At 72.3% G+C, this 25,176-nt stretch carries 20 protein-coding genes; 12 read left to right on the plus strand and 8 right to left on the minus strand.

Annotation, left to right across the window (positions count from 1 at the left end; all coding sequences use genetic code 11):
• Positions 1 to 100: 100 nt before the first annotated feature.
• On the plus strand, positions 101 to 958 hold the full coding sequence (locus tag ABD126_RS27065; protein WP_343936760.1) for a polysaccharide deacetylase family protein: 858 nt from the start codon (positions 101 to 103) through the stop codon (positions 956 to 958).
• A gap of 17 nt (positions 959 to 975) precedes the next feature.
• On the opposite strand, the gene ABD126_RS27070 is transcribed toward ABD126_RS27065, so the two are convergent.
• Positions 976 to 1,773: an ABC transporter permease subunit gene (locus ABD126_RS27070; RefSeq protein WP_343936761.1), complete on the minus strand. Its 798-nt coding sequence runs from the start codon at positions 1,771 to 1,773 to the stop codon at positions 976 to 978.
• Positions 1,766 to 2,662, minus strand: a complete 897-nt coding sequence (locus ABD126_RS27075) for an ABC transporter ATP-binding protein (protein WP_343936762.1) — start codon at positions 2,660 to 2,662, stop codon at positions 1,766 to 1,768. The genes ABD126_RS27070 and ABD126_RS27075 overlap by 8 nt, the downstream gene beginning before the upstream one ends.
• A gap of 424 nt (positions 2,663 to 3,086) precedes the next feature.
• Here ABD126_RS27075 and ABD126_RS27080 point away from each other — a divergent pair, with 424 nt between their 5' ends.
• Together ABD126_RS27080 and ppk2 are read left to right on the plus strand one after the other, a co-directional pair.
• Entirely contained in the window at positions 3,087 to 3,695 is a 609-nt protein-coding gene (locus ABD126_RS27080; RefSeq protein ID WP_343936763.1) for an Rv1733c family protein, read from the plus strand.
• A gap of 70 nt (positions 3,696 to 3,765) precedes the next feature.
• Positions 3,766 to 4,563: a polyphosphate kinase 2 gene (ppk2, locus tag ABD126_RS27085; RefSeq protein WP_343936764.1), complete on the plus strand. Its 798-nt coding sequence runs from the start codon at positions 3,766 to 3,768 to the stop codon at positions 4,561 to 4,563.
• Between the two features lie 12 nt (positions 4,564 to 4,575).
• Here the strand turns inward: ppk2 and ABD126_RS27090 are convergent, their stop codons facing one another.
• Complete coding sequence (locus ABD126_RS27090; protein ID WP_343936765.1) at positions 4,576 to 5,952, minus strand: hypothetical protein; 1,377 nt, start codon at positions 5,950 to 5,952, stop codon at positions 4,576 to 4,578.
• 406 nt (positions 5,953 to 6,358) lie between these two features.
• Here ABD126_RS27090 and ABD126_RS27095 point away from each other — a divergent pair, with 406 nt between their 5' ends.
• The 3 genes from ABD126_RS27095 (at position 6,359) to ABD126_RS27105 (ending at position 8,166) form a co-directional block, all read left to right on the plus strand.
• Complete coding sequence (locus ABD126_RS27095) at positions 6,359 to 7,138, plus strand: hypothetical protein (RefSeq protein ID WP_343936766.1); 780 nt, start codon at positions 6,359 to 6,361, stop codon at positions 7,136 to 7,138.
• A 28-nt stretch (positions 7,139 to 7,166) separates the two neighbouring features.
• Complete coding sequence (locus tag ABD126_RS27100) at positions 7,167 to 7,610, plus strand: roadblock/LC7 domain-containing protein (protein ID WP_343936767.1); 444 nt, start codon at positions 7,167 to 7,169, stop codon at positions 7,608 to 7,610.
• A gap of 184 nt (positions 7,611 to 7,794) precedes the next feature.
• Positions 7,795 to 8,166 carry a hypothetical protein gene (locus ABD126_RS27105; RefSeq protein WP_343936768.1) on the plus strand — a complete coding sequence of 124 codons (372 nt, stop codon included), beginning with the start codon at positions 7,795 to 7,797 and terminating at the stop codon, positions 8,164 to 8,166.
• Between the two features lie 10 nt (positions 8,167 to 8,176).
• Here ABD126_RS27105 and ABD126_RS27110 read toward each other — a convergent pair whose 3' ends face one another.
• Together ABD126_RS27110 and ABD126_RS27115 are read right to left on the minus strand one after the other, a co-directional pair.
• On the minus strand, positions 8,177 to 8,770 hold the full coding sequence (locus tag ABD126_RS27110; protein ID WP_343936769.1) for a BBE domain-containing protein: 594 nt from the start codon (positions 8,768 to 8,770) through the stop codon (positions 8,177 to 8,179).
• Positions 8,771 to 8,784: 14 nt separating this feature from the next.
• Positions 8,785 to 10,800 carry a cellulase family glycosylhydrolase gene (locus ABD126_RS27115; RefSeq protein WP_343936770.1) on the minus strand — a complete coding sequence of 672 codons (2,016 nt, stop codon included), beginning with the start codon at positions 10,798 to 10,800 and terminating at the stop codon, positions 8,785 to 8,787.
• A gap of 292 nt (positions 10,801 to 11,092) precedes the next feature.
• On the opposite strand from ABD126_RS27115, the gene ABD126_RS27120 reads away from it, so the two are divergent.
• Positions 11,093 to 12,544, plus strand: a complete 1,452-nt coding sequence (locus ABD126_RS27120) for an RICIN domain-containing protein (protein ID WP_343936771.1) — start codon at positions 11,093 to 11,095, stop codon at positions 12,542 to 12,544.
• Between the two features lie 36 nt (positions 12,545 to 12,580).
• On the opposite strand, the gene ABD126_RS27125 is transcribed toward ABD126_RS27120, so the two are convergent.
• Positions 12,581 to 15,259 carry an RICIN domain-containing protein gene (locus tag ABD126_RS27125; protein WP_343936772.1) on the minus strand — a complete coding sequence of 893 codons (2,679 nt, stop codon included), beginning with the start codon at positions 15,257 to 15,259 and terminating at the stop codon, positions 12,581 to 12,583.
• A 35-nt stretch (positions 15,260 to 15,294) separates the two neighbouring features.
• Positions 15,295 to 20,442: a ThuA domain-containing protein gene (locus ABD126_RS27130; RefSeq protein WP_343936773.1), complete on the minus strand. Its 5,148-nt coding sequence runs from the start codon at positions 20,440 to 20,442 to the stop codon at positions 15,295 to 15,297.
• Positions 20,443 to 20,803: 361 nt separating this feature from the next.
• Between ABD126_RS27130 and ABD126_RS27135 the strand changes: the two genes are divergently transcribed.
• The 4 genes from ABD126_RS27135 to ABD126_RS27150 are packed head-to-tail and all read left to right on the plus strand — an operon-like array spanning position 20,804 to position 23,314.
• The gene (locus ABD126_RS27135) at positions 20,804 to 21,436 is read left to right on the plus strand and encodes a hypothetical protein (RefSeq protein ID WP_343936774.1); all 633 of its coding nucleotides are present in this window, start codon (positions 20,804 to 20,806) and stop codon (positions 21,434 to 21,436) included.
• A gap of 25 nt (positions 21,437 to 21,461) precedes the next feature.
• Positions 21,462 to 22,085 carry a lipocalin family protein gene (locus tag ABD126_RS27140; RefSeq protein ID WP_343936775.1) on the plus strand — a complete coding sequence of 208 codons (624 nt, stop codon included), beginning with the start codon at positions 21,462 to 21,464 and terminating at the stop codon, positions 22,083 to 22,085.
• 9 nt (positions 22,086 to 22,094) lie between these two features.
• Complete coding sequence (locus ABD126_RS27145) at positions 22,095 to 22,379, plus strand: WhiB family transcriptional regulator (protein WP_343936776.1); 285 nt, start codon at positions 22,095 to 22,097, stop codon at positions 22,377 to 22,379.
• A gap of 20 nt (positions 22,380 to 22,399) precedes the next feature.
• Entirely contained in the window at positions 22,400 to 23,314 is a 915-nt protein-coding gene (locus tag ABD126_RS27150) for a MerR family transcriptional regulator (RefSeq protein WP_343936777.1), read from the plus strand.
• On the opposite strand, the gene ABD126_RS27155 is transcribed toward ABD126_RS27150, so the two are convergent.
• Complete coding sequence (locus ABD126_RS27155; RefSeq protein ID WP_343936778.1) at positions 23,311 to 24,762, minus strand: cryptochrome/photolyase family protein; 1,452 nt, start codon at positions 24,760 to 24,762, stop codon at positions 23,311 to 23,313. The genes ABD126_RS27150 and ABD126_RS27155 overlap by 4 nt on opposite strands.
• Before the next feature lie 101 nt (positions 24,763 to 24,863).
• Here ABD126_RS27155 and ABD126_RS27160 point away from each other — a divergent pair.
• The coding region (locus ABD126_RS27160; protein WP_343936779.1) for a DUF5994 family protein at positions 24,864 to 25,176 on the plus strand (313 nt) is incomplete at its 3' end.

A 25,176-nucleotide genomic window follows, 5' to 3' on the forward strand; every position in this document is an offset into this window, starting at 1 on the left:
GCGACGCAAGTCCCTGTCCACTCGGGACGTTGGATCGCTGCGCCGCCCCGGCCCGCCGGGTTTTCCTGAAGGCGTGAAGCGGCCCGGGAAACGAACAGTGGTGATCATCGCGGTGGCGGCGGCGCTCGTGCTCGCGGGCGTGGTCGTGTTCCTGACGGCCGACCGGCCGCCGCCCACGAGCGCCCCACCGGGGCCGACGAGCGCCTCCGCGAGCACGACGAGCCCGGCGGGCGCCCCGACCACGACCACCGCGGCCGAGACGTCCGCCGCGACCACCGGGCGCACGACCACCACCACCACAACCACGGCGGGACCGCCGTTCCCGCCGTCGCTGCGCGGCCAGGACCTCACCGCCGTGCCCGGCGCCGGCCGGCAGGTCGCGCTCACCTTCGACGCGGGCGCCAACAGCGCGGGCCTGCCCTCGATCCTGGCGACGCTGGCCGACCGCGGCGTGCCGGCGACCTTCTTCCTCACCGGCACGTGGGCGCGGGCCAACCCGTCCGGTGTGGCGGCCATCCGCGCGGGCGGGCACCGCGTCGGCAACCACTCCATGACCCACCCGGACTTCCGCACCCTCGACGACGGAGCCGTCCGGGACCAGGTGAGCCGCGCCGAGCAGGCCATCCGGGCGGCCGGCGCCGACCCGCGCCCGCTGTTCCGCTTCCCGCTCGGCGCGCGCGACGCGCGGACCATCGCCGCGGTCAACGACGCCGGCTACGTCGCCGTGCGGTGGACCGTGGACACGTTGGGCTGGAAGGGGACCAGTGGCGGGATCACCGCCGCGCAGGTGGCCGACCGGGCGTTGGGCGCGCTGGGACCGGGCGAGATCGTGCTCATGCACGTCGGCTCCAACCCCGACGACGGCACCACCCTGGACGCCGACGCGCTGCCCGGGATGATCGACCGGATGCGCGCGGCGGGCTACGGCTTCGTCACCCTGGACGCCCTGCTGGCCTGACCGTGCTGCTCGCCGGATCACGACTTGATGTCGTGCCGCTGGAACACCGCGATCGCCGCGGTGACCAGGACACCGGTGAGGACCAGCAGCACCGCGAACCCGGCCCAGTCCGGCCGGCCTGCCAGCGCGTCGCCGACGGCCGCGTGGCGGAACGGCGACAGCACCCGCCACGGCTCCAGCGCGGAGGCCAGCGGCGAGAGCGCCTCGACGAGGAACGTCAGGACCGCCACCCCCACGGGTACCGCGACCGCCGCGCCGGGTCGTCCGGTGGCCGCGCCGACCAGCAGGGCCGACGCCCCGAACGGCAGCGCGAGCAGCGCGACCGCCACGCACGCCCACAGCAGCGACCCGACCGGCACGCCGAGGTCCACCGCGGCGCCGCCCACCACGAGCACCAACGCCAGCGCGGCCGTCACCACGGCGACGTTCACGACCACCGCGAGCGCCTTGCGCGCCAGCAGTCCGGCGCGGGAGATCGGGTTGGCCAGCAGCAGGTCCAGCGTTCCGGCGTGCTCCTCGGCGGCGGTCGCCTTGGCCGCCTGCCCGATCGCCACGCCCAGCAGCACCAGCGGGGCCAGGAACCCGAACGCCTCGGCCTTGAGGAAGCCGACCCCGCTGGTGAACGCCTCCTCGACGCCGAACAGGGCCTTGAACGCCTCGGGGTAGGAGTCGAGCAACTGCTGGATGTCGCCGCCCGCCCGGTGCACCGAGGGGAACACCGCCAACTGGAGCGCCACGCTCGCCACCAGCACCGCACCCCAGCCCAGGGTGCTGCCGCGGTTGTCCCGCACCGACTTCGCCACCAGTTCAGTCATCGCCGTCACCCACCACGTAGTCGAGGAAGATCTCCTGGAGGTCCGGCTCCTGGCTGGTCACGTTGACCAGGGGCAGGTCGGCCGCGACCCGCACCAGCTCGCCGACGGGGCCCGCCACCCGGCAGCGCACCACCGCGCCGTCGGCACGGACCTCGCGCACGCCGGCGACGCGCTCGAACGCCGCCGCGTCGACCGGGGCGGCGAAGGTGAACGTCAGCTCCCGCAACGCCTTGGCCTTCAACGCCGAGATCCGCGCGTCCGCCACGAGGCGTCCGGACAACAGGATCCCCACCCGGTCGGCCACCTGCTCGACCTCGGAGAGCACGTGCGAGGAGAACAACGCGCAGCCGCCCGCCGCCGCGTACTCGCGCAGGTAGGAGTGGAATTCCAGCTGCGCCAACGGGTCCAGGCCGCTGGCCGGCTCGTCGAGGACGACCAGGTCGGGGCGGTGCTGGAAGGCCAGCACCACGCCGAGCTTCTGCCGGTTGCCCTTGGACAGCTCGCGCGCGCGCCGGTCCAGGTCGAGGTCCAGCCGCTTGGCCAGCGCGCGCGCCTCGCCCAGGTCCGGGTGGTCGCGCAGCGCGGCGAACAGCCGCAGGTGGTCCTCGCCGGTGAGCCGGTCGTAGAGCACGAGGTCGCCCGGCACGTGCCCCATCCGCCGCCGCGCCCGCACCGAGTCGGTCGCCAGGTCTTCGCCGAACAGCACGATCCGCCCGCGGGTGGGCCGGATGAGGTCCATCAGCAGCCGGATGGTGGTGGTCTTCCCCGCGCCGTTGGGGCCGAGCAGGCCGTAGACCTCCCCGGCCCGCACGTCGAGGTCCAGCTCGCGCAGGGCGGCGTGCCGGCCGTAGTCCTTGGTCAGGTGGCGGGTGTGCAGGACGACGCTCATCGTGACTCCTGGGCGGGTGCCGGCGTGCTCCGACGCCGGGGTGGCCGGTCGGGCGCCTGGACCGGGAGGTGGTGGGGGGCGGTGCGCGCCGGCGCACCCCGGCCGGCCACGCGCGGCACAGGGCCACCGGGCCGCGGGTCGTCGCCGTGACCGACGACCGGGGACCGGCTGCGGTCGCCCTCGTTCCTCATGGCTCCACCATCGCCCGGTCGGGTGGGCGCCGGCAGGGTCGCCCGAGGCGTCCGGGGCGGGACCAAAGACCCGGGCACGTCGAACCTCCGGTCGGGCGGGGACCCGCGACCGGCCCCGGCCACGGGTCGGAGGTCCCGAACCACAAGGGACCCGCACGCCGACCAACGACTCTGTGTGCCGCTCCCCGGCCGGAGGAGTGTTTCCGGTGCCGGACCACCGGAGGAGGTCGACCATGAACACCCGGTCAAGCGCACGCGCCGGACGGCGGCTGATGCGCCCCGTGCTCCACTGGCGCAACCCGCTCGCCGGACTCGGCGACCGGCTCGAAGGAGCCGTGCTCGTCGTCGCCGTCGTCACCACGATGCTCGGCCTGCCGGTCGCCGCGGCGCTCGGGTCGGAGACCTACACCGCGCAGGCCGCGCTCTCCCGCGCGCAGCAGGCGACCCGCCACCGGACCGACGCCGTGCTGCTGGCCGACGCGCCGAGCACGGCTGTCGAGACCGGTCCCGGCACGGGCGTCGGGAAGTCGCCGGTCCCCGCGCAGTGGACGCTGCCCGACGGCCGTGTCCGCCGCGGCGAGGTCGAGGTGGACAACGACCTGGTCACCGGCACCACGGTGCGCATCTGGGTCGACGCCGGCGGAGCACCCGTCGCGGAGCCGCTGACCGCCGAGGCCGCCCTGATCAGCGCGGTCGTCGTCGCCGTCGCCTCGTGGTTGGCGCTGGGCGGCGGGATGGCCCTGCTGGTCGTGCTGTTCCGCTCGGCGCACCAGCGGGTGCGCCTGCGCCGGTGGGGGCGCGACTGGGCCGAGGTCGAACCGACGTGGCGGAGGCAGGCGTGACCACCTGTCCCGTGCGCGTGCCGGATCACGGCCGCGGCGTCGCCCGGTCCCTCGTCGCGGCGGTGCCGTCGTGAGCGCCGACCGGCTGCGCCGTCCGGTGTACGAGGCGGAGTTGCTGCGCCTGCAAACCGAGTTGGTGAAGCTCCAGGAGTGGGTGCGCGCCGAACGCGCCCGGCTCGTGGTGGTCTTCGAGGGCCGCGACGCGGCGGGCAAGGGCAGCACCATCAAGCGGATCACCGAGTACCTCAACCCGCGCGTCGCGCGGATCGTCGCGCTGCCCAAGCCGACCGACCGCGAGCGCACCCAGTGGTACTTCCAGCGCTACGTCGCCCACCTGCCCGCCGCCGGGGAGATCGTGCTGCTGGACCGCAGCTGGTACAACCGGGCCGGCGTCGAACGCGTCATGGGCTTCTGCACGCCGGAGGAGCACCGCCGCTTCCTCCAGCAGTGCCCGGTGTTCGAGCGGATGCTCGTCGACGACGGCATCCTGCTGCGCAAGTACTGGTTCTCCGTCAGCGACGCCGAACAGGAACGCCGCTTCCACCGCCGCCTCGACGACCCCCTGCGGCGGTGGAAGCTCTCGCCCGTGGACGTCGACTCCCTGTCCCGCTGGGAGGACTTCTCCCGCGCCAAGGACGAGATGTTCGTGCACACCGACACCGCGGAGTGCCCCTGGCACGTCGTGGACAGCGACGACAAGCGCCGCGCCCGGATCAACATGATCGCCCACCTGCTCGGCAGCCTGCCCTACCACGAGGTCCCGCCCACCATCCCGGAACTGCCGCCGCGCCCCGCGTCGACCGGCTACCGGCGCACCGACCGCGCCCTGCTGCGCTACGTGCCCGACCACGCCGCGTCGCTGCGGTGAGCCCGAAGCGGCTCAGGGGTGTCCCGCGGCTCCGGCCGGGTCGAGCGGGTGCGGGGTGAAGACCGCGGGGACCTGGCCGCCGCGGGCCACGTTGAGCACGGGGTTGTGGCTCAGCCGTGAGCCGTAGCCGATGACCCGTCCGTCCAACACCGGGACCACCAGGTCGCGGAAGCACGGGCCGTGCGGGGTGTCCAGGCGGAACGGTTCGACGCGTTCCTGGACCAGCCAGCCCCGGTGGCCCGGGTCGCGCACCAGGAACGACCAGTGCTCGGCCGGGGTGTCCGCGCCGATGACCACCGACTCGCCGCGATGGCTGTAGGGCTGCTTCAGGACCAGGCGACCGCGTTGCGCGACGGCCTCGGCCGGGCTCATCCCGTCGCCCAGTTTGCGGCTCCGCGGCACCAGCGCGTCCAGTGCCGCCTGCTCGGCCGGGGTGAACAGGTCCCGGAACCTCGGGTCGGACAGCACGGCCAGGCACAGCTTGTTCTCCGCGATCCACCGCTCGGCCAGGGCGTTGGGCACCACCAGGTCACCACTGGTCATCCGGGCGCAGAAATCGTCCCAACCCTTCACCTCGGCGGGCTCGATCGGGATGTACTTGAGGTAGCCCAGGCGCATTTCGCGGCTGCGCGCCACGTCGGACGGTTGCAATTCCACCGGCTCGCGACCCCGGGCACGCAGCTGCGCGCAGATTTGCGCGAATTCGTGCTTCGAACTCTGCAGAGCGTGGAACAGCCCGACGGGGCGGGTGTCGTCTTCGGGCACGCCGTGCCGGCGGCCGTGGTCCAGCAACCAGTCGGCGAACCAGCCCCGGTGCTCGAACGGCGCCGGCGGCAGCCGCCAGCTCCCCAGGACCTCCGCCAACGCGGACTCGCGCCACAACCGGTTGACCACGCCCGACAGGACCACCCCGCCGGGGCTGCTGGCGTTGAACTCCAGCACCCGCGCGGTGCCCAGGCTGTTGCCCAGGACGTCCAACCGGCAGTAGTCGACGGTCAGCGACCGGGGGTCGGGGTGGCGCACGATCCACCGGCGCAGCACTTCGGGCACGGCCAGGAACTCCTGCAACCGCGGGTCGCCCGCGTAACGGCGCACCACCCGTCGCAGGCACCGCACGACCACGTGCACCCGCCGGCGCAACTCCGCTTCCGCGTCCGGGTGCAGCACCGTGACCGCCGGCCCCACCGGGAAGAGCATGTCGTCGCGATCGACCGTGTCGGAACCGCCGATGGTCAACCTCCGCCGCGCGACGGCGGCCTCGACGTCCCGGAACGCCCGCGCCACCAGCCCGTCGCCCGACCCCCGCGCGCCCGGCACGACCACGAGATCGCGGTCGGGGTCGACGAGCGGGACGTCGGCCACCACACCCGACGCCCGTGCCGGAGACACCGAGGCATGTCGACGCACGGGCCTTCCACCTCCCCATGACGGCGCGCAAGCGCGAAGACGACCTGCGCCCAGGGTGGCCGAGAGCGGCCCGGTGACACCGCCGCGCACCAGGATCACCCGATGGAGACCTCCGGGCCAGAAGTCCGGGCGACGGACTTGTTTTCGTTACAGAAGAATAGGGTCTTCACTCGATCGAGTGACACTCGACGTGGTTGTGCGGAGGAACCGGTAAGAAGTACCGCGGGCGGTCGGCATTGGGCGGGGAGTGGTTCCGATCGGCCGGCCCGGGAAATCCGCTCTGCAAACCCGAATTCACTCGGAGTGACTTCTGAGACGCGACCACCGCGCTGCGTTCGACGTCCTCGCGTGCGCCTTGACGCAGTGCCACAAGGACCGAATCACCGGAATGGTGCACGTCGTCGGCAACGCGGGTGGGACGTTCCACCTGCGCGACGGCCTGGTGATCGCGGTGGACAGCCCCGGCTCGCCCGGAGTCGAGGCGTTGCTCCTGGGGTCGGGCAGGGTCGGTGCGGAGGACTGGAACGCGGCTCTGGCGGACAGCGTCGAGACGCGGTCCCTCCACGCGGCGCTGGTCGGTCGTGGCGTCGTCGGGGCCACCGAGATCCAGGTCCTCACCTCGGCCGTCGTCCGGGACGGGGCGTTCGCCGTCGCCACCGGCGGCATCGAGCGGTGCGTCGTCGGCGACACCGTCGACGCGCCCCTCCTGACCGCGGCCGACGGTGTCGCCCCGGAGTCCCTGCTGGCGGACACGGCCCGCCGGCTGGACGCGGTCGCGTCGCTCCCGTTCCCCGTGTCGCCGCTTCGGGACCGAGTGGTGCCGGCGGGCGGCGTGGACCTGGCCGGGTTGACCCCGGACCAGCGGGAAATCGTCGTCCACGCGACCGGCCGGCGCACCGCGCGGGACATCGCCTTCGTGGTGGGCCGCGGTTTGTACGCGGTGACCGTCGCCATTTCCCGGATGCTCGGGAGGCAACTGCTGGAGATCGCCCCGCCCGAGACGTCGTTCAGTCCCACGCGATGGGACCTGACCTCCCTGCGCCCACGAACGGGACCGGGGCGGGCCGCCGGTCGTGGCGACGACCGGACGGGTCCGCTGCCCACCCGTCGCCCGGGGCGGTCCATGTGGGACCCCTTGCGGCCAACAGGGGCCGACCACTCGTCATGAGCCGCGCAAACGCAAGAAAGGAAACGTGGTGGACTACGACGCCCTGGCCGCCGAGTTGCGGACGCTCCGGGAGAACGTCCCCGGGATCACCGACACGGTGATAGCCGCGTCGGACGGGATACCGATCATCGCCGACGTGGCGAGGCCGGTCGACCCCGCGCACATCTCCGCGCTCGCGGCGGCCGACCACGGCATCGCGCGCCAGGCGGCGGAGGTGATCGGGCTGGGCGCGCTGAGCCAGACCGTGGTGTTCGGGAGCGAGGGTTACATGGCCGTCTACGCGATCAGCCGGATGGCGCTGATGGTCGTGCTCGGGGACCGGGGGTTGAACCTCGGCCGCCTCCTCTACGAGTCCCGGCCCGTGATCGAACGGGTCGGCGCGATCCTCACCCCGCCCGCGGGCCGTGCGCCGAACGACGGCAGGGGCCGCGTGGCCGCGATGGTCGAAACCAGCCTCGCCGGAAGCCCTTGACGGGGACCGGGCACCCGTCATCCCGAGAGGGCGCCGGTCACCGCACATGTTCACGCTTGGTGCATTGCTCTCACCAATGGCGTCCGCGTGGCGACGCGTTCGCGCACGGCCGAGGCGCGGGCGATCCGCCCCGCCGTCCCCATCCCCGAACGACACAGACACAGACACGGAGAAGTGGAACTCGATGAACATCGATACCGCGTTGAAAGAAGCCATGTCCATCACCGGCGCCGTCGGTGTGGCGCTGGTCGACTACGACAGCGGGATGTCGCTCGGCACCGGCGGTGGCGGTGACTGGCTCAACCTGGAGGTGGCGGCGGCCGGCAACACCGAGGTCGTCCGGTCCAAGCTCAGGGTGATCTCCATGCTCGGGCTCAGCGACAGCATCGAGGACATCCTGATCACGCTGCACCGCCAGTACCACCTGATCCGGCTGATGGGCGGGGTCCGGTCCAGGGGCTCGCTGTTCCTGTACCTGGTGCTGGAAAGAGACGTCGCGAACCTCGCCCTGGCCCGGCACCACCTCAAGCGCATCGAGTCCGATTTACAGGTCTAGGCGGCGCCCGCTAGCGGACGGCCTGCGGGAAGCGCAGGACGCCGTCCGGGTCGTAGCGGCGGGCCACCGCGCGCAGCCGGGGGAGGTTGTGCCGGTACGCGGTGGTGGCCCAGTCCTCCTGCAGCGGGTCCGGGTAGTTGACGTACGTGCCGGCGCCGACCAGGCCGGCCAGGGCCGACTGCACCCGGTCCACCTCCCGCGTCACCCGCTCGGGCGGCACGTCTTCGGGCCGCGCGCAGCGGGCGATCGCGGCCGGCCGGCGGTGGTCGAACAGCGAGTTGAACGGCAGCCGCGCGCTGTCGTAGCCGGCGTCGCCGGGCAGCAGCAGCCCACCGGACAGCCGGGCGCGCAACCGCGCCCACCGCCCGCGCGCGCCGGTGCCGCCGGCGACGGCCTCGGGGTGTCCCGAGACCGCCGCCGCAGCGCCGCCCGCGACCGCCGCGCCTGCCGCGACCGCCGCATTGCCAGCGCCTGCCGCGCCGCTCGCGACCGCCGCGCCGCTTGCGCCTGCCGCGCCGCTCGCGACCGCGCCTGCCGCAACTGCCGCGCCGCTCGCGACCGCCGCGCCGGCCCAGCGCAGGGCCGTCCGCCGGGAGAGCGCCACATCGACCTCCTGGGTCAGCCGGTCGTGCCGGTGACCGTGCTGCCGGACCTGGTGACGAAGTAGGTGACCCGCGCGCCGCTCCAGTAGTGGAACGTCAGCGTCACCCGAGCGTTGTCGTTCACCTCGGCGAAGAAGTCCGACGTGAGCGTGGTCGCGCTGCCCGCGTAGTCCGGCGCGAACGTGCGGTCGAACTCCTTGAAGGAGGTCCAGTTGTGCGGACCGGCGTTGGTGCCGTCCGCGTACTTCGCCTCCATGGTGGCCAGCAGGTCGCCGCGGAAACCCGTCGGGATCCGGAACGAACTCGTGGTCCCGGTGGCGTTGCCCAGCACCGGCGTGTCGTGCGTGATGAGGTTGATCCGCCACGGCACGCCTTGGGAGAACCGGGCGTGCAGCACGGCGTTCGTGCCGTACGCGCGCGACCCGCTCAGCCTGGTCATCGCCGACGCGGTGAGCGTGAGCTGGTCGCCGGAGACGGTGTAGTCGGCGCCGCGCGCCAGCTCCGTCGAGCCCTGGCTCAGGCCCGCGAACGACGTCCCGTTGAGGTTGAGCGTCAGGGTCTTCGCCGTGACAGCCGAGGACCGGGCGCTGAACACCTGGTCGGCGGACGCGGTGCCGGAACGGGTCGTCCAGCTCGACTTGATCTGCGCGATCAGCTCCGGGTCGCTCCACTGGAAGGACGTGCGGCCGAAGTGCTGGCCGTTGTCCCACAGCATCGTCGTGATGTTCTTCGTCCGCGCGTAGTGGCCGAGGTACTCGAAGAACTTCAGCTTCTCGCCCTGCTGGATGGTCCCGGTGTGCCGGTCGAAGCCGAGCAGCCCGTACTCGCCGAGCACCACCGGGACACCGCGCGCGACGAACGTGGCGTGGGCGCGGTCGAACGTGTCGGTGAGGTCCTTCTGGGCGGTGGCGTCGAACCGCGTGCCGCCGGCGACGTTCACGCTGAACGGCCAGTAGCCGTAGTTGTGGATCGTCGCGACCAGGTTCGGGTCGCGGTAGCCGGTGATGGACGTGGCCAGCGCGTCCAGCCGGGCCTGGTCACCCGAGGTGTGCAGGGTGGGCAGCACGAGCAGGCGGGCGGCGTTGTTGCCGCCCGACCGGCGCACGATGTCGCGGAACGACGTGTTCAGCTCGTGCAGCAACTGGTCGCCGCGGGCGGCGTCCACACCGGTGAACTGCGGCTCGTTGACGCTTTCGAAGACCAGCTTCGGCGAGGCGTCCCGGAACGCGGCGGCCAGTTGGGTCCAGGTCGCGTTGTAGCGCGCGAGCACCCCGGCGTGGTCGGTCGGCATGGCCGAGATCCACTGCCACGAGTCGTGGTGGATGTTGAGCATCACGTGGAAGCCGTCCGCCAGCGCCCAGCCGACGACCTCCTTGACGCGGTCGAGGTACGCGGCCTCGATGGTGTAGCCCGGCGCGCCGCCCTGGTGTTGGCCCCACGTCACCGGGATGCGGATGCTTTTGAAGCCCTGCGCCTTCACGTTGTCCAGCAACGCTTCGGTGATGCGCGGGTTGCCCCACGACGTCTCGTCGGACCCGGTCGCGTCAAGCGAGTTGCCGAGGTTCCAGCCCGGCTGCATCGCGGCGACCTGCTCCATCGCGTTGCCCGGCACCGGGTTCGTGGTCGTGGTGGTCGTGGTCGTCGTGGTGCCGCCGTCGCAGGTGACCCCGTTGAGGGCGAAGGATGACGGCGCGGTGTTGGCGCCGGTCCACGAACCGTTGAAGCCGAACGACACGGACGCGCCGGTCGCGATCACGGCGTTGTAGCCGACGTTGCTCGCGGTCGCCTGGCTGCCCGAGGAGGTGACCGTCGCGTTCCACGCCTGGGTGACCTGCTGGCCGGAGGGCCACGTCCACACCAGCCGCCAGCCGTCGACGCGGTCGCCGAGGTTGGTGACGCTGACGTTGGCGCTGAACCCGCCCGCCCACTGGCCGGCCACCTTGTAGTCGACCCGGCAGCCCGGCGCCGCTTCCGCTTGCGCCACCGCCATCAGCCCGACGCTCGTGGCCAGCGCGGTCACCGCGGCGGCCACCAACCCGATCCGACGGCGCGCTGACCGCGCCCCGATGCGCATTCCCGCCATGACGCCCCTCGCACTCGTGCGGCTGTCCGGTTCAGAGGTTCCCGGCAAACACCCGGTGGGGCAAGGAATCTATGCGCTTCGACCAGCGCTGGATTTCCTCGACGCGGAATTCGAATCGATATCGACGAAATATCCGTCGAACCGGCCGGGACCGGTCCGGCGGCGTTGATGTGAACGTGCACAAGCCGCATACTCGGCACCGTTTGCGCTCGCTGAGCTACCGACGTCGATCGGAGCCACCATGAACAAACGCTCTCCGGACGGTCACGCCTCGCGGCGGGAACCGTTGTCGCGACTGTTGGCGTTGCTGGTGCTCGTCGCCGGCCTCATGACCGCCGTCCCCGAGTCGGCGCGCGCGTCCACGAGTCACTTCAAAGGCGTCAACTGGGCCGATCCCAGGGACAACTTCGTCAACGGCGTGCTCCACGTCTCCGGGCTCGGCCCCACCGACACCTACGCCACGGCCGCGACCGTCGCCGATCAGGTGGTCGGCGGGCTGTACGCGATCACCGGCGCCAACACCGTGCGGATGCCGATCAACGAACCCACGGTCGCCGACTACTGGGGCACCTACACCGGGGCGATCGACACCGCGCTCACCAAGGGCAAGGTCATCCTCGCGTACTGGGCGCACACCGGGGGCAGGCCGGCGAACACCACCGCGTTCAACCAGATGTGGGACCGGGTGATCGCGCGGTACGGCGGCAACCCGAACGCCTACTTCGAGGTCGTCAACGAACCTCACGGGTACGGCACGACCGACCTGAACAACATGTACGCCACCTGGTTGGGCCGGTACTCCTCGGTGCCGCGCGGCCGGGTGATCCTCGACGGGGCCGGGTTGGCGCAGAACGTGCCCGCGGTGGGCGGCGACCGCCGGCTGGACGGCACGCTGCTCGCGGTCCACGACTACTCGTTCTTCGCCGGGTTCGAGAGCGAGACCCAGTGGGCCGACCACCTCGGCGGCTACATCGGCGACTTCGCCGACCGCACCATCGCCACCGAGTGGGGCGGCGCGATGAGTCCGGGCACCAAGAACGGCGTGCACTTCGACCGCGTGGACTACAGCGTGCCCAGCGGGTCGTACATGGCCGACTACGTGCGCGGGGTCAGCGCCAAGCTGCGCAGCCTCGGGATGGGCAGCGTGTACTGGCCGGGCCTGCGCGACGGCGACTGGTACAGCCTGACCACCCGGACGGGCACCGGGCTGTCGCTGACCAACGCGTCCGGCTTGCTGCGGCTCCAGCACGCGTGGGGCATCGGGGACGGCGGCACGACCGTCGCCAAGATCCGCAACGTCGCCACCGGCCTGTACGTGGACGGCCTGGGCGGCACCGCCAACGGCTCGACCGCCGGTCAACGCGCCGCCGGCACCGGTGCCGAGCAGCAGTGGGTCATCGAGAACGCGGGCGCTCACGTGCGCATCAAGAACGTCGCCACGGGCCTGTACCTCGACGGCGCGGGCCGCACCGCCAACGGCTCGAACGCGGGCCAGTGGGCCGGCAGCACCAGCACCAACCAGCAATGGTCCGTCCTGACCGGCACCACCAACGGCAACGACATCCGCATCCGCAACGTCGCCACCGGCCTGTACCTCGACGGCATGGGCCGCACGACGAGCGGCGCGGCCCTCGGCCAGTGGGGCGACAGCAACAGTACCAACCAGATGTGGCGGATCGTCCCGGCGAACTGACCCCGATCCGCGGAAGTGCCGGCCCCGCGGCTCGGGTCAGCCGCGCAGGCTCCACTGCTGGTTGGCTCCGCCGCCGCACGACCAGAGGATGATCCGGGTCCCGTTGGCGGTGGCGGCGCCGTTGGCGTCCAGGCACAGCCCGGACTGCACGCCGGTGATCGTGCCGTTGGCGTTGACGTTCCACTGCTGGTTGGTCTGGCCGTTGCAGTCCCAGATCACCACCGCCGTGCCGTTCGTCGTGCCCTGGTTGCTGGCGTCGAGGCACTTGTTCCCGTAAACCTGCAACTGCCTGCCCGCGGTGTGGGTGAAGCGCTGGTTGACGCCGCCGTGGCAGTCCCACAGTTGCGCCTGGGCGCCGTTGGCCGTGCTCGCGCCGCTGATGTCCACGCACCGGCCGGACTGGCCGCCGACGATCATCGCGGCGCTGGGCTGGGTGCCGCCCTGCCGCCGGACGAGCGACTTCGACTCCGCAGACCGCCTGCCCTGCGCGTCCACGACGTAGAGCCGGTAGTCGCCGGACACCGCGGGGACGTCGATGGTCGTGGCCGTGCCGCCCGCTCTGGTCATCGTGGGGCCTACGGCGAAGGCGGTCGTTCCCAGCGGGGCCAGCCAGACGGTCTTGGCCGGGTCGCCGGCGCTGCGGATCGGGATCGAGGACGTGCCCGCGGACGTGCTGTCCGGCAGGACGTGGTCGGGCAACGACAGGAGGTTCGGCGGGATGATGTCCCGGTACGCGTCCTCCAGCCCGGAGTTCACGGCGATGGCGTGCGCCGGTGCGGGCCACACGTAGTCCGACGAGACGATGATGTCGTGGATGGTGCTGTTCGGCAGGTTCTTGTTGGACACCTTGTTGATCGGCCCGTAGGTCTGGGTGATGCTCAGGTCGTGCTTGCGCCCGAAGTCGTCGGAGTTGACCAGCCACGTGACGTTCTTGTCCACGCTCACCACGTTGTCGCGGAAGGTGATGTACGCCGAGCCTTCGTCCGGGTGCAGCCCGTACTTGTGGCCGGCGGGGACGCCCTGGAGGTAGTTGCCGGCGATCGTGGTGTTCGGCTGGCTGCCCAGGGTGTAGATGGGTGCCGTGTCGTTGAGGCGCTGCACGGTGTCGATGATGTGGTTGTAGCTGATGTTGTTGTTCCGGGCCGTGGTCGTGGGCCGGTTGGGGGCGATGGAGCCCGCTGAGCCGTCGAAGTTCCACCAGCCCCAACCCATCGTGATGCCGTTCCACGGGGCCTTCTCGATCCGGTTGTGCTGCACGGTCAGCGTGTCGACGAAGTACGCCGAGATGGGGCTGTGCCCGTTGAACAGCACCGCGCTGTCGTACAGGTGGTTGTTCTTGATCTCGATGTTCTTCGGCAGGCCTTCGACGTGCGCGGGGTACTTCTCGCGGTTGGACGACGTGTGGTCGCCGATGTAGACGTGCTGCGGGTGGCCCACGGTGATGGCGGACCCGGCGACGTCGTTGGTGTGGTTGCCGATCACCTGCGCGTCCTGCACGTCGTTGACCATGGTGATCCCGTCCGCGCCGGTGTGCCGCACGCGGTTGCGGATCAACCGGATGCCGTCGGCGTTCTCGACGTGGACGATGCCCGGCGTGACGTCGACGTTGCGGTAGTAGTAGACGTGGAAGTTCCCCTTGGCGTACGCGGTGTTGCCCAGGTTCCCCTGCTGCGCCTGCTTGAACGCCGAACCGGCCACGGTGAACAGGTTCCAGTCGGAGTGCTGCACCGTGATGCCGGAGAACGTGATGTCGCGGACGTGGTCGGCGGTCGAGGTGCCGGCGATCCGGATCAGCGTGGTCAGGTTGTTGGGCGCGTGGACCGCCGCCGTCGCCATGTCCTCGGAGGCGGCCTTGTAGTAGTAGACCGTCTGGTTCGCCCGGTCGAAGTGGAACTCGCCCGGCGAGTCCAGGAACTCGTAGGCGTTCATGAACTTGTGGCTGCCGCCGGTCTGGAAGTTGCCGTTGAACGCACCCTGCGCGATCGCCCCGCCCGGTTGCTGGAACAACGCGACCCGGCTGGAGCCGTCACCGCTCGTGGTGACCTGGCGGACGCCCGCGATCGCCGTCTGCCACGTCGTCGCCGTCTCGATCTCGACGTCGTCGGCGTTGCGGGAGATGGCGGGCAGGTCGGCAAGGGAGTACCGGGCCCCGTCGCACTGCGAGCCCGACTCCCACGCCCAGGGCGCCTGGCCGGCGTTGACGGTGTAGGTGCCGTGGCAGCCCTGCGAGGTGATCGTCTTGCCGGCCATGAAAGCGCGCTTGTCGTTGACGTAGAGCGCGCGCAGCTTGGTGGCGCGGGTGAGCGGGGCCTTCCAGATGTTGCCGCTGTGCTGCGTCCAGCCGGTCACGCGGACGCCGCCGTCGAGCACCGGCGTCTCGTCGGGGTAGGCGGAGTACACGACCCGGTGGCCGTTCATGCCCGAGTCACCGGGCGTCAGGTCGATGGTGCTGCTCACCGGGTAGGTGCCGCCGCGCAGGTACACGTGGATGTCCCCGGACATGGTCGCGTTGACGGCGCGGACGGCGTCCCTGGCGCGGTGGACGGTCCGGAACGGCGCGGTGATCGTGCCGGGGTTGGCGTCGTTGCCGTCGGGGGAGACGTAGAACGTCGCGTAGTCGGCCGCGGCCTCGGAACGGCCCGTGGTGGTCGGCAGCAGAGCGGCCGAGGCGAGCACCGCCAAGGCGGTCAACGCTTTCGCGGCGACTGTCCGCACCGTGTCCTCCCTTCGCGTGACGCACGCGGGGCGCGTCAGATGTCCTGCATGCAGTCGTCGTGACCCCGGCGGGGCGTGTAGCGGCCGATGGCCTCGACGTTGCCGGCGGCGTCGATCGACCGGTACTCCACGTGCTGCCTGCCGTCGGGCTTGACCCTGATCTCGCCGCCCCGGTGGACCTGCCACTTCCCGCCCGAGATCCGGTACTCGGTGCGGGCCACGCCCGACGTCGCGTCGGCGGCGGTGAGCCTGACCCGGGCGGCGGAGGAGCCGCGTTCGGCCCTGGTGACCGGGGGCGCGGTGTCCACCTTCACCCCGATCACCTGCTCGGGCGAGGTGTTGCCGGCCGCGTCGGTGGCGCGGAACGCGACGACCCGCTCGCCGTCGCCGAAGGACAGCGGTGCGGTGTAGGGGATCCAGTCGCCCGTGCCCACCCGGTGCTCGACGCGCACCGGGCCCGGCCGGTCGTCGGTCGTGGACGCGGTGACGGTCACCGGAGCGGTCCACCAGCCGCCCTCGCCCGGCGACGCCGGGTCGGCGACCACCGACAGCGCCGGAGCGGTCCGGTCGGTCGTCACCCGGAAGTGGCCGAACAGGGCGGGTTTCGCCGCGGTCTGCGCGCCGCCCAGGGCGAACAGGCCGATCCGCGCGCCGGCCAGGCCGGTGTTGACCACGGGTTCCAGCGTCGTCCACGCCTGCCCGTCGGCGCTGTACGAACCGGTGTAGGTGTCACCGGACTTGGCCAGGCGCAGGTGCCACACGCCCCCGGTCACGCCGGCGCCGGGCTGCGGTTGGCCGACCACGTCACCGCTCTCGGTCCGCAGCTCGACGGCGCGCTGGACGGGCGTGCCCGCCTCGTTGACGGCCAGGTGGTCCAGCTTCACGTAGTTCGCGTCGTCCCGGTAGGCGATCAGGCCGGCCTGCTGGTAGCGCTCGTCGAACGCCGACGCGTCCACCCGCGTCTCGATCACCCAGTCGCCTTCGGGCGCGCGTTGGAGGATGAAGTTGGCCGGGGCGTCGGTGGCGCCGCCGTAGATGTCGCCGTCGCTGGTGTCGATGCGCAGGCTGCCGCCGGCGACGCCGTAGCGGGTCGGGTCGGGGCGGACGACGGCGTTCCAGCGGCACCCGTCCAGCGCCGTGCCGGCGAACTCGTCGTCCGGGGCCACCGCCGCGGTGTCGTCGGGGACGAGGGTGAACCAGTCGAACTCGGCGTCCACCACGGGGCGGTCACCGCCGCCGCCGACCAGCGAGAGCAGGCCGATCTTCGGATCGACCACGCCCGCCAGCGCCTTGGTCTGCGGCATCGCGGTGAACGCCTGCCCGTCCGCGCTGTAGGACGCGGTGAGGTTCTGCCCGTCGCTGGTGAACCGGACCCACACGGTGTCGGGGTACGCCGCGCCCAGCGGCGCGGTGTTGGACTCACCGACCTCGTTGGGCTGCCCGGCCTCCTCGCGGATGAACTGGAAGATCCGGCTCGCCGCGTCGTCGGTGTCCGACCGGCCCTCCAGCACCATCTTGGCGTAGTTGTCGTCGTCGCCGTAGATCACCAGCCCGGCCTGCTGGTAGGCGCGCCGCGCCGGGAAGCGCAGCTTGGCCGTGGCCTGGAACGGCCCGGGCGGCAGGTCCTGGAGCACGATGTTGGGCGTGTTGTTGGTGCCCGCGTAGAGGTCCGAGGGCGCGGACGGGATCACGAGGCTCCCGTCGCGCACCGCGAGCTGCTGGTTCTCCCGCACGACGGTGGTCCACCGGGTGCGGTCGAGCGCGGTGCCGAGGAAGTCGTCCGAGCGGCCGGCGAAGCAGGTCACGTCGGGGGAGCGGACGGTGACCGCGACGGTCGTCGAGCCGCTCGCGCCGCGCGAGTCGGTCGCGGTGACCTTGGCGGTGAACGTGCCGGGCGCGGTGTAGGTGTGGCTGACCGACGCGCCCGTGGCGGTGCCGCCGTCGCCGAACACCCACGTGTAGCTGATCGGGGTGTCGCCATCGGGGTCGGTGGCGGACGCGGTGAAGTCGACCTTCAGCGGCGCGGTGCCCGTGGTGGTCGAGGCGGAGGCGGTGACGGCGGGGCGCTGGTTGTGCGTGACGCCGCGGCCCGCGAACTCCACCCAGTTGAGGTTGGCCAGGTAGCCGGTCGTCGCGGTGCCCTCCGGCCGGCGGGTGACGAAGTACAGCTCGGACCCCGCCGGGACGTCGTCGGCGACCTCGGCGGTGACCGTGGTCCACGTCTGCCAGCCGCCGGTGCCGGTGAAGGTCGCCGTGCCCGCGAGCGGGCCGTCCGGCGCGCCGACGCGGACCTCCAGTCGCGCGCCCCCGGACGCCCCGGCGACGCGGAACCGCACCTGGTCGATGCCCTGGAGAGTGGCCGGGCGCAGGGAGAACCAGTCGCCGTCGGTGATGAACCCGACGTTCTGGCCGCCGCCGGTGTCGGTGGTGGCCTCCCGTTGCACGCCCGGCGAGTCCTCGCCGATGCCGTCCGCGGTGCGGCCGGTCGCCGTGTAGTACTCGGCCTCCTTGTGCTTGGGCTGGAGCACCAGGATCGACTCGCCGGTCAGCGGGGACGCGCCGTCGCCGCCCTTGTCGGTGTACTTGGCGGTGAGGACGCCGAAGATGTTGGCGCCCACGTGCCCCTCGTCGCCCGACATCAGCGCCAGGCCCTCGCAGCCGCGGTACTGCTCGTAGCCGTGGGAGTGCTCGTCGTGGCCCAGTGCGGGCTGCACGACGACGTCCCGGCAGTCGACCGTGCCGTCCTCGGCGTCGGTGACGGTGACCCGGTAGGCGACCTGGTCGCCGAAGTCGATGAAGCCGCCGTCGGCCGGCGCGGTCAGCGTGACCACGGGCGGGGTGTTGCCGACGACGATCCGCACGTTGGCGACGGCGGACCGGCCGCCCGCGTCGGTGACGGTGAGCCGCGCGGTGCGGTCGCCGTTGGTGGTGTAGGTGTGGCTGGGCGCGGCCTCGGTGCTGTCGGTGGCGCCGTCGCCGTCGAAGTCCCACGCGAAGGTCAGCGGGTCGCCGTCGGGGTCGCGGGAGCCGGCCGAGTCGAACCGGACGGTCAGCGGCGCGTGCCCGGAGGTCTTGTCGGCCTTGGCCACCGCGATCGGGCTGCGGTCGCCGCGCACGTAGTCGATGCGGTAGACGCCGCTGTCGGCGTTGTTGCCGCCGAACCCGGAACCCCACTCGATCACGTACAGCGCGCCGTCCGGGCCGAACTGCATCGCGTGCACCCGGTTGAACGCCATGCCCGGCAGCATGCGGCTGATGTCGGCGACGCCGGTGCCCTCGGCGTTCAGCTGCAACGAGAACAGCCGGCCGTCGTTCCAGTCGCCCCAGATCGCCTTGCCGTCCCAGTAGGCGGGCCACTTGCGCGGCGAGTCCAGTGCCGGGTCGTACCGGTAGGTGCCGCCGGCCATCGGCGCGCCGCTGCCGCCGATCTCCGGGTTGCCGGTGCTGGTCTTGCCCTGCCAGATCTTGGTGCCGATGGCGGCGGGCAGTTCGGTGATGCCGGTGTTGTTGGGCGAGTTGTTCACGGGTTTGGCGCAGTCGAACGGCGTGCCGGAGACGGCCGTGGCGAAGTCGTAGTCGACGTACGGGGTGTTGTCGCCCACGCAGTACGGCCAGCCGTAGAACCCGGGCCGGTCCACGATGTTCCACTCGACCCGGCCGTCCGGACCGCGTTGTGGGTTGCTGCTGCCCGCGTCGGGGCCGTAGTCGGCGACCTGGAGCTTGTTGGTCAGCGGGTCCAGGCCGATGCGGAACGGGTTGCGGAAGCCCATCGCGTAGATCTCGGGCCGGGTGTTCGCGGTGCCGGGCGGGAACATGTTGCCCGCGGGGACGGTGTAGGTGCCGTCGGCCTGCGGGGTGATGCGCAGGATCTTGCCGTTGAGGTTGTCGCTGTTGGCGGAGGAGCGCTGAGCGTCCCAAGGGGCGCGGCCGGGGGTCTCGTCGATCGGGGTGTAGCCGTCGGAGTTGAACGGGTTGGAGTTGTCGCCGGTGGTGATGTAGAGGTTGCCGTCGTTGTCGAACTCCAGCGCGCCGCCGGCGTGGCAGCACTGCTGGCGTTGGGTCGTGATGGTGAGCACGACCTTCTCGCTGCCGGGCACGATCGTGTCGCCTTGCAGCGTGAACCGGGAGACGCGGTCGACGGACTCGGTCCCGGCGGGGGAGTAGTACAGGTAGAGGTGGTTGTTCGTGGCGAAGTCCGGGTCCAGCGCGATGCCGAGCAGGCCGAACTCCTGTCCGGTGTAGACGTTCAGCGTGCCGGCGGTGACCACCGCGCCGTCGCGCCGGACGACCCGGATCGCGCCGTTGCGGTCGATGTAGAACACGCGGCCGTCGTCGGCGATCGCGAGTTCCATCGGGTTGGCGGTGGTGTCGTCGAGGGTGACCTTCTCGAAGGCGTTGGTGCGGGTGGCGGTGCAGTCGGCGGCGACGGCACCGGCGGCGGTCTGGATGCCCTTGAGCAGGTGGGTCAGGAAGGCCGGTTCGGCGTAGGACTCCTCGGTGTGGCCCAGGCCGGTGTACCAGGAGCGCCCGCCGTCGTAGTCCTGGCACCAGGCGATCGGGTGGCTCGACCCCATCGTGCCGCCGGTGTAGGTGGTCTCGTCCAGTTCGGCGAGCACGTGCACGTCGGGGGAGGGGTCGGCGCGGTAGTCGTACCACTCGTCGAAGCGCCGCCAGGTCTGCGGCAGGTGGGCCGTGGAGGGGTGCGCCGGGTCGGTGACCTTGACCGTCGCGTCCTGCGGCGCGGGGTGCCCGGCGAAGTGGGCCCCGACCAGGTCGCCGTACCAGGCCCAGTCGTACTCGGTGTCGGCGGCGGCGTGCACACCCGCGAACCCGCCACCGGCCTTGATGTAGCGCTCGAACGCGCTCTGCTGGGCGGCGTCGAGGACGTCGCCGGTGGTGGAGAGGAAGACCACGACCTCGTACTCGGCGAGGGTGGCGTCGGTGAACGCGGCGGCGTCGGTGGTGGCGTCGACGGTGAAGCCGTGCTCGACGCCCAGCCGGCGGATGGCGGCGACACCCGCGTCGATCGAGGGGTGGTGGAAGCCCGCGGTCTTGCTGAAGACGAGGGCCTTGAACGTCTCGTCCCCGTGCCCGGGGTGCGCCCGAGCCGGCACGGCCACCGCGACCAGCAACGCCATGACCGCGGCGGCGACCGACAACCGGGCGCGCTTGGACGAACTCACCACTGAGGCCTCCCGCCTGATGGGGCGCGTCGCGTTGCCGGGCGGCAATTAGTACGTTGACTAAACAAATTAATGAGCCGGTTCTCGGCGGGTCAAGGCGCGCGAGGTGTCCACAACCCGCCAATCCACGACCTGCGAAAACCCCGCGAGTCCCGCGTTCGGCGGCTTACCCCGCCCCGCCACCTCGTGGACACTGCGCGGCCCCCGTGAGCGCCCGTGACGATGCGGGGTCGGCCCCTGATCGGCGGACCGGGGACCGTCGGGGTAGATTCGATTCGAAATCGTTTCAACTCGAACCGCCCGAGCCTCGACCGCCGAACGTCCCACCGTCCGGAGTCCGCAACCGCAAGGAGCGTCTGCCATGAGCAAGCGACCGACCGCCGCCGCACTCGCCCTGGGTCTCGCGGTCGTGGGAGGAACCGTGTCGGCGCCCGCCGCGTCGGCCTCGCCGGTGCCCGCCGCGTCGGTGTCCGCCGCGTCGGTGCCTGCCGCGCCAGTGCCCGCCGCGCCGGTGCCCGCCGCGTCGGTGCCTGCCGCGTCGGTTCCCGGCCAGTGGGCCACCGGCGGGGCGTGGGCGAAGTTCTTCCAGGGGCGCACCGACCTCACCCTGGACCCGACGGCCGCGGCCGCGCTGACCTCGCTCGGCGTCGACGTCAAGCCCTTCTTCGCCCGCTCCCGCGACGGCGTGATCAGCTTCGCCGTCGTCGGCGACCCGGGTGACGGCACGATCGAGCACGTCGGCGGCCTGGTCCTGCGGGCGGGGCACACGCGGCTGTTCCTGACCGACTACACGATCGACCTGGACCGGGGCGTGCTGACCGGCCTGGTCGGGTTCCGGCAGCGCGCCGAGTTGTTCACGCTCGGCGCCGCCACCCCGCAGGGGGTGACCCTCGCGCTCACCCCGGCCGCCGCCCAGGTGCTCAACAGCACCTTCGGCGTGACCGCGTTCACCGCCGGCCTGGTCATCGGCTACGGCAACCCCGTCCTGCGCTGACTCCCCGGAAGGAGACACCCGCGCCATGCGCCCACGCACCATCGTGTCCGTCCTGGCGACCGCACTGGTCGCCACCCTCGGCCTGACGCCCCCGGCGGGGGCCGCGACCGGGGAGGTGCGGCCGGTCCGGTCGGTCGACCTCACCCGCTACCAGGGGACCTGGTTGCAGTTGGCGGCGATCCCGCAGCCGTTCCAGGCCGCGTGCGCCCGCGACGACCGCGCCGAGTACACCCTGCTGCCCGACGGCCTGGTCCGGGTCGTGAACTCCTGCCGCCGCGCCGACGGCCAGGAGGTCCGGCTGGAGGGGCGCGCCCGCCCCGCCGACGCCGGGACGACCTCGCGGCTGGAGGTCACCTTCGTCAACGTCGGCGGCGCCTGGGTGTTCGACGACCCGGGCACCTACTGGGTCATCGGGCTGGACCGCGACTACCGGTGGGCCGTCGTCGGCGCGCCGGACCGCCGGTCGGGCTTCGTCCTGTCCCGCACCGCGCGCCCGACCCCCGACCAGGTGGCGGGCATCGCCACGGCGTTGATCCGCAACGGGTACGACCTGTGCCGGTTCCGGGTGACCGTCCAGGAGGGCGGCGCGCCGGCGCCGGTCGACCTCTGCGGTCCTTCCCGAGTCGCAGCGACCACCGGTCGAGGTTGAGGAGACGTCATGCCCGAGTTGTCCCGTTTGCCACGCCCGGTCACGGAGTCGTGGGACTGGCAGTTGCAGGGGTTGTGCCGGGGCATGGACGCCGCGGCGTTCTTCCACACCCCGAACGAGCGGGGTTCGGCCCGGCAGGAGCGGGAGGCGCGGGCGAAGGCCGTGTGCGCCCGCTGCCCGGTGATCGAGCAGTGCCGCGACCACGCCCTGACCGTCCGGGAGACCTTCGGGATCTGGGGCGGGCTGGGCGAGAGCGAGCTGCGCGAGATCCTCGCGCGGGACGGAAGGGGCTGAGGAACCCCGGTGACCGGATCATGAGCGGCGGGGCACGGGCGCCGGGGGACGGCGGCGAGTGGACCCCCGGCGGGGCCGCGCGGCTGCTGGGCGTGTCCCCGTCCACGCTGCGGACCTGGGACCACCGCTACGGGCTGGGTCCGGCGGCGCGCGGCGCGGGCAAGCACCGCCGCTACACCGAGGACGACCTGCGGCGGCTGCGGCGCATGGTCGCGCTGACCGCGCGCGGGGTCGCGCCGGCCGCCGCCGCGGCGAGGGTCCTGGACGACGACGAGGGGGACGGCCCGCCGGAGGTCGCTCCCGCGGGCAGGCCCCCGCGTTCCGTGCGCACCGGACTCGTCCGCGCCGCCCGGCGGCTGGACGAGCCGTCGGTGGCCGAGATCGGCACGAAGATGATCGCCGAGTACGGCGTCGAGGTGGCCTGGCAGGACGTGTTCGCCCCCGCGCTCACCGCGCTCGGCGACCGGATCACCGTCCAGGGCAACGGGGTTGACGTCGAGCACATCGCCTCCAGCGGCATCCTGCGCGCCCTGCGCGCGGTGCCGCACCCCGAGGAGTCCGGCGGCGTGTCGGCCCTTCTCGCCTGCGTCCCGGAGGAACAACACAGCCTCCCCTTGGAGGCGCTCGGCGCGGCACTGTCCGAACAGGACTGTTCGTGGCGGCACCTCGGCGCCCGCGTCCCGCGCGCCGCGCTGCTCGACGCCACGGCACTGCTGCACCCCGTGGTGGTCGTGCTGTGGGCCCACGAGCGCAACCTCGCCCGCCTGGCGCCGGTGGAAGACCTGGTGCGCTGCTCGGACTCCGCCGTGGCCGTCGCCGGGGCGGGCTGGTCGTCCCTCGACCTGCCACCGGGAGTCGGGCGACCGACCAGCCTCGCCGACGCCGTCGACACCGTGCTCGCCGTCGTCGGCCGCGCGAGGCGCACCAGGCGTTAGAAGACGCGGCGGCGCGGTTCGCCGGCGCGGATCTCGTCGAGGTCCGCGATGCGCCGCAACCCTTGCAGGGGACGGACCATGCGGTGGTTGCCCCGTAGTTCGGCCTCGTGCCGCGCCAACCAAGCCCAGTACCCGGCGGTGAACGGGCACGCGCGCTCGCCGGTGCGCTTGGCCGGGTCGAACCAGCAGCCGCGGCAGTGGTCGGTCATGCGGTTGAGGTAGGCGCCGCCGCTGAGGTAGGGCTTGGTGGCGATCGTGCCGCCGTCGGCGTGCTGGCTCATGCCGATGACGTTGACCGGCATCACCCACGGGAAGCCGTCGACGAACGAGGTGACGAACCAGTCGTTGAGCGCCTTCGGGTCGTAGCCGCGTTGCAGCGCGTGGTTGCCCAGCACCATCAGGCGCTGGATGTGGTGGACCCAGCCGCGGTCCCGGACGCCTTCCAGCGCGGTGCGCAGGCAGGCGGCGCGCACGTTCCCCGGCCGCAGCCGCGCCCACCAGTCGGGCAGCGGTGCCGTGGCCCGGAAGTGGTTGCGCCGGAGGTAATCCGGTCCGAGGTGCCAGTAGAGGTGCCACACGTACTCGCGCCACCCCAGCACCTGGCGGACGAACCCCTCGACGCTCGCCAGGGCAGCGGCGCCGTCGCGGTAGGCGTCCTCGGCGGCGCGCACGACCTCCAACGGGTGCAGCAGGCCGAAGTTGAGCGGCACGGACAGCAGGGAGTGCGCCATCGCCCAGTCCCCGGTCAGCACGGCGTCCTCGTGCGGCCCGAAGTGGGGGAGGCGGTCGCGCACGAAGACCTCCAGCGCGGCCAACGCCTCGGCCCGCGTGATCGCGAACCGCCGCGGGCCGTCCGCGCCGACCGTGGGGGCGTCGAGCGCGTCCAGGTCCGCGCGCACGCGTGCGTCGATGTCGTCCTCGGTCGGCCACCAGGGCCGCGGGACGCCCAGACCGCCGCGCTTGGGCGGTGGCTCGCGGTTGTCGCGGTCGTGGTTCCAGCGCCCGCCGACCGGGTCGCCCCCGTCCAGCAGCACGTGGAAGCGGGTCCGCTGGGCGCGGTAGAAGTCCTCCATCAGGAACTTCTCCCGACCCGCGGCCCAGTCGGCGAACTCGTCGCGGGACAACGCGAACGCCGGGGTGGGCAGCACCTCGACACCCAGCCGGCGCAACAGGTCCTCCGCCGCGCGCGACCCGGGCTGGTAGGCGACCAGCGGCCGGCCGAACCGGCGGATCGCCTCGCCGTAGGACGCCGTCCGCAGCACGGTGGCGCGCTCACCCAACTCCGCCGCGAGGTGCCGGATGCCCGACAGGACCAGGTGCAGCTTCTGCCGGTGGTAGGGCCTGCGGCGCAGCGCGGCCGTGGACTCCACCAGCAGGACCTCCCGGTCGGGGTGCTCCGCCCGGAAGCGCGGCCCCAACTGGTCGCCGAACAACAGCAGCGCGGTCATCCGGCGAGGCCTGTCCCACTGAGCACGGTTCGACACTAAGTCCGCACATCAACCCGTGCACGACGACAGCGGGTGACCCGACCGGCACACGTCCGGAAGGGATGTCCGCGGGGTCGACGCGGGATGCGGCGTACGATCGGCTGACCGAGGGTTTGGCCCCGGCGCTGATCGCGGAGTTGGGCGGTGGGATCCGCCGCGTTTCCCACCACCTCGCGTCCTGGGACCGGACCGGGCGCACGCTGGACGTCGGGGGCACGGCCGTGCGGATGGAGGGCTTCCACTCCATCCAGCCCGACACCGTCACCCTGGTCGGTTCGGACCACACCCGCATCCGGCTGCTCGTGGTCCCGCCGGGCACGCCCGGTGGTGTCGCGCGGGCGGTGCTGCGGTCCGCGGCGACTTCGAACGCCACCG

The organism is Saccharothrix mutabilis subsp. mutabilis, from assembly GCF_039521145.1.
Classification (GTDB): Bacteria; Actinomycetota; Actinomycetes; order Mycobacteriales; family Pseudonocardiaceae; genus Actinosynnema; species Actinosynnema mutabilis.

Bases quoted from the DNA above. Each gene is read 5' to 3' on its own strand.
- ABD126_RS27070 (WP_343936761.1), bottom strand. From the start codon at position 1,773: ATGACTGAACTGGTGGCGAAGTCGGTGCGGGACAACCGCGGCAGCACC.
- ABD126_RS27075 (WP_343936762.1), bottom strand. From the start codon at position 2,662: ATGAGCGTCGTCCTGCACACCCGCCACCTGACCAAGGACTACGGCCGG.
- ABD126_RS27080 (WP_343936763.1), top strand. From the start codon at position 3,087: ATGAACACCCGGTCAAGCGCACGCGCCGGACGGCGGCTGATGCGCCCC.
- ABD126_RS27095 (WP_343936766.1), top strand. From the start codon at position 6,359: ATGGTGCACGTCGTCGGCAACGCGGGTGGGACGTTCCACCTGCGCGAC.
- ABD126_RS27105 (WP_343936768.1), top strand. From the start codon at position 7,795: ATGAACATCGATACCGCGTTGAAAGAAGCCATGTCCATCACCGGCGCC.
- ABD126_RS27120 (WP_343936771.1), top strand. From the start codon at position 11,093: ATGAACAAACGCTCTCCGGACGGTCACGCCTCGCGGCGGGAACCGTTG.
- ABD126_RS27135 (WP_343936774.1), top strand. From the start codon at position 20,804: ATGAGCAAGCGACCGACCGCCGCCGCACTCGCCCTGGGTCTCGCGGTC.
- ABD126_RS27140 (WP_343936775.1), top strand. From the start codon at position 21,462: ATGCGCCCACGCACCATCGTGTCCGTCCTGGCGACCGCACTGGTCGCC.
- ABD126_RS27145 (WP_343936776.1), top strand. From the start codon at position 22,095: ATGCCCGAGTTGTCCCGTTTGCCACGCCCGGTCACGGAGTCGTGGGAC.
- ABD126_RS27150 (WP_343936777.1), top strand. From the start codon at position 22,400: ATGAGCGGCGGGGCACGGGCGCCGGGGGACGGCGGCGAGTGGACCCCC.
- ABD126_RS27155 (WP_343936778.1), bottom strand. From the start codon at position 24,762: ATGACCGCGCTGCTGTTGTTCGGCGACCAGTTGGGGCCGCGCTTCCGG.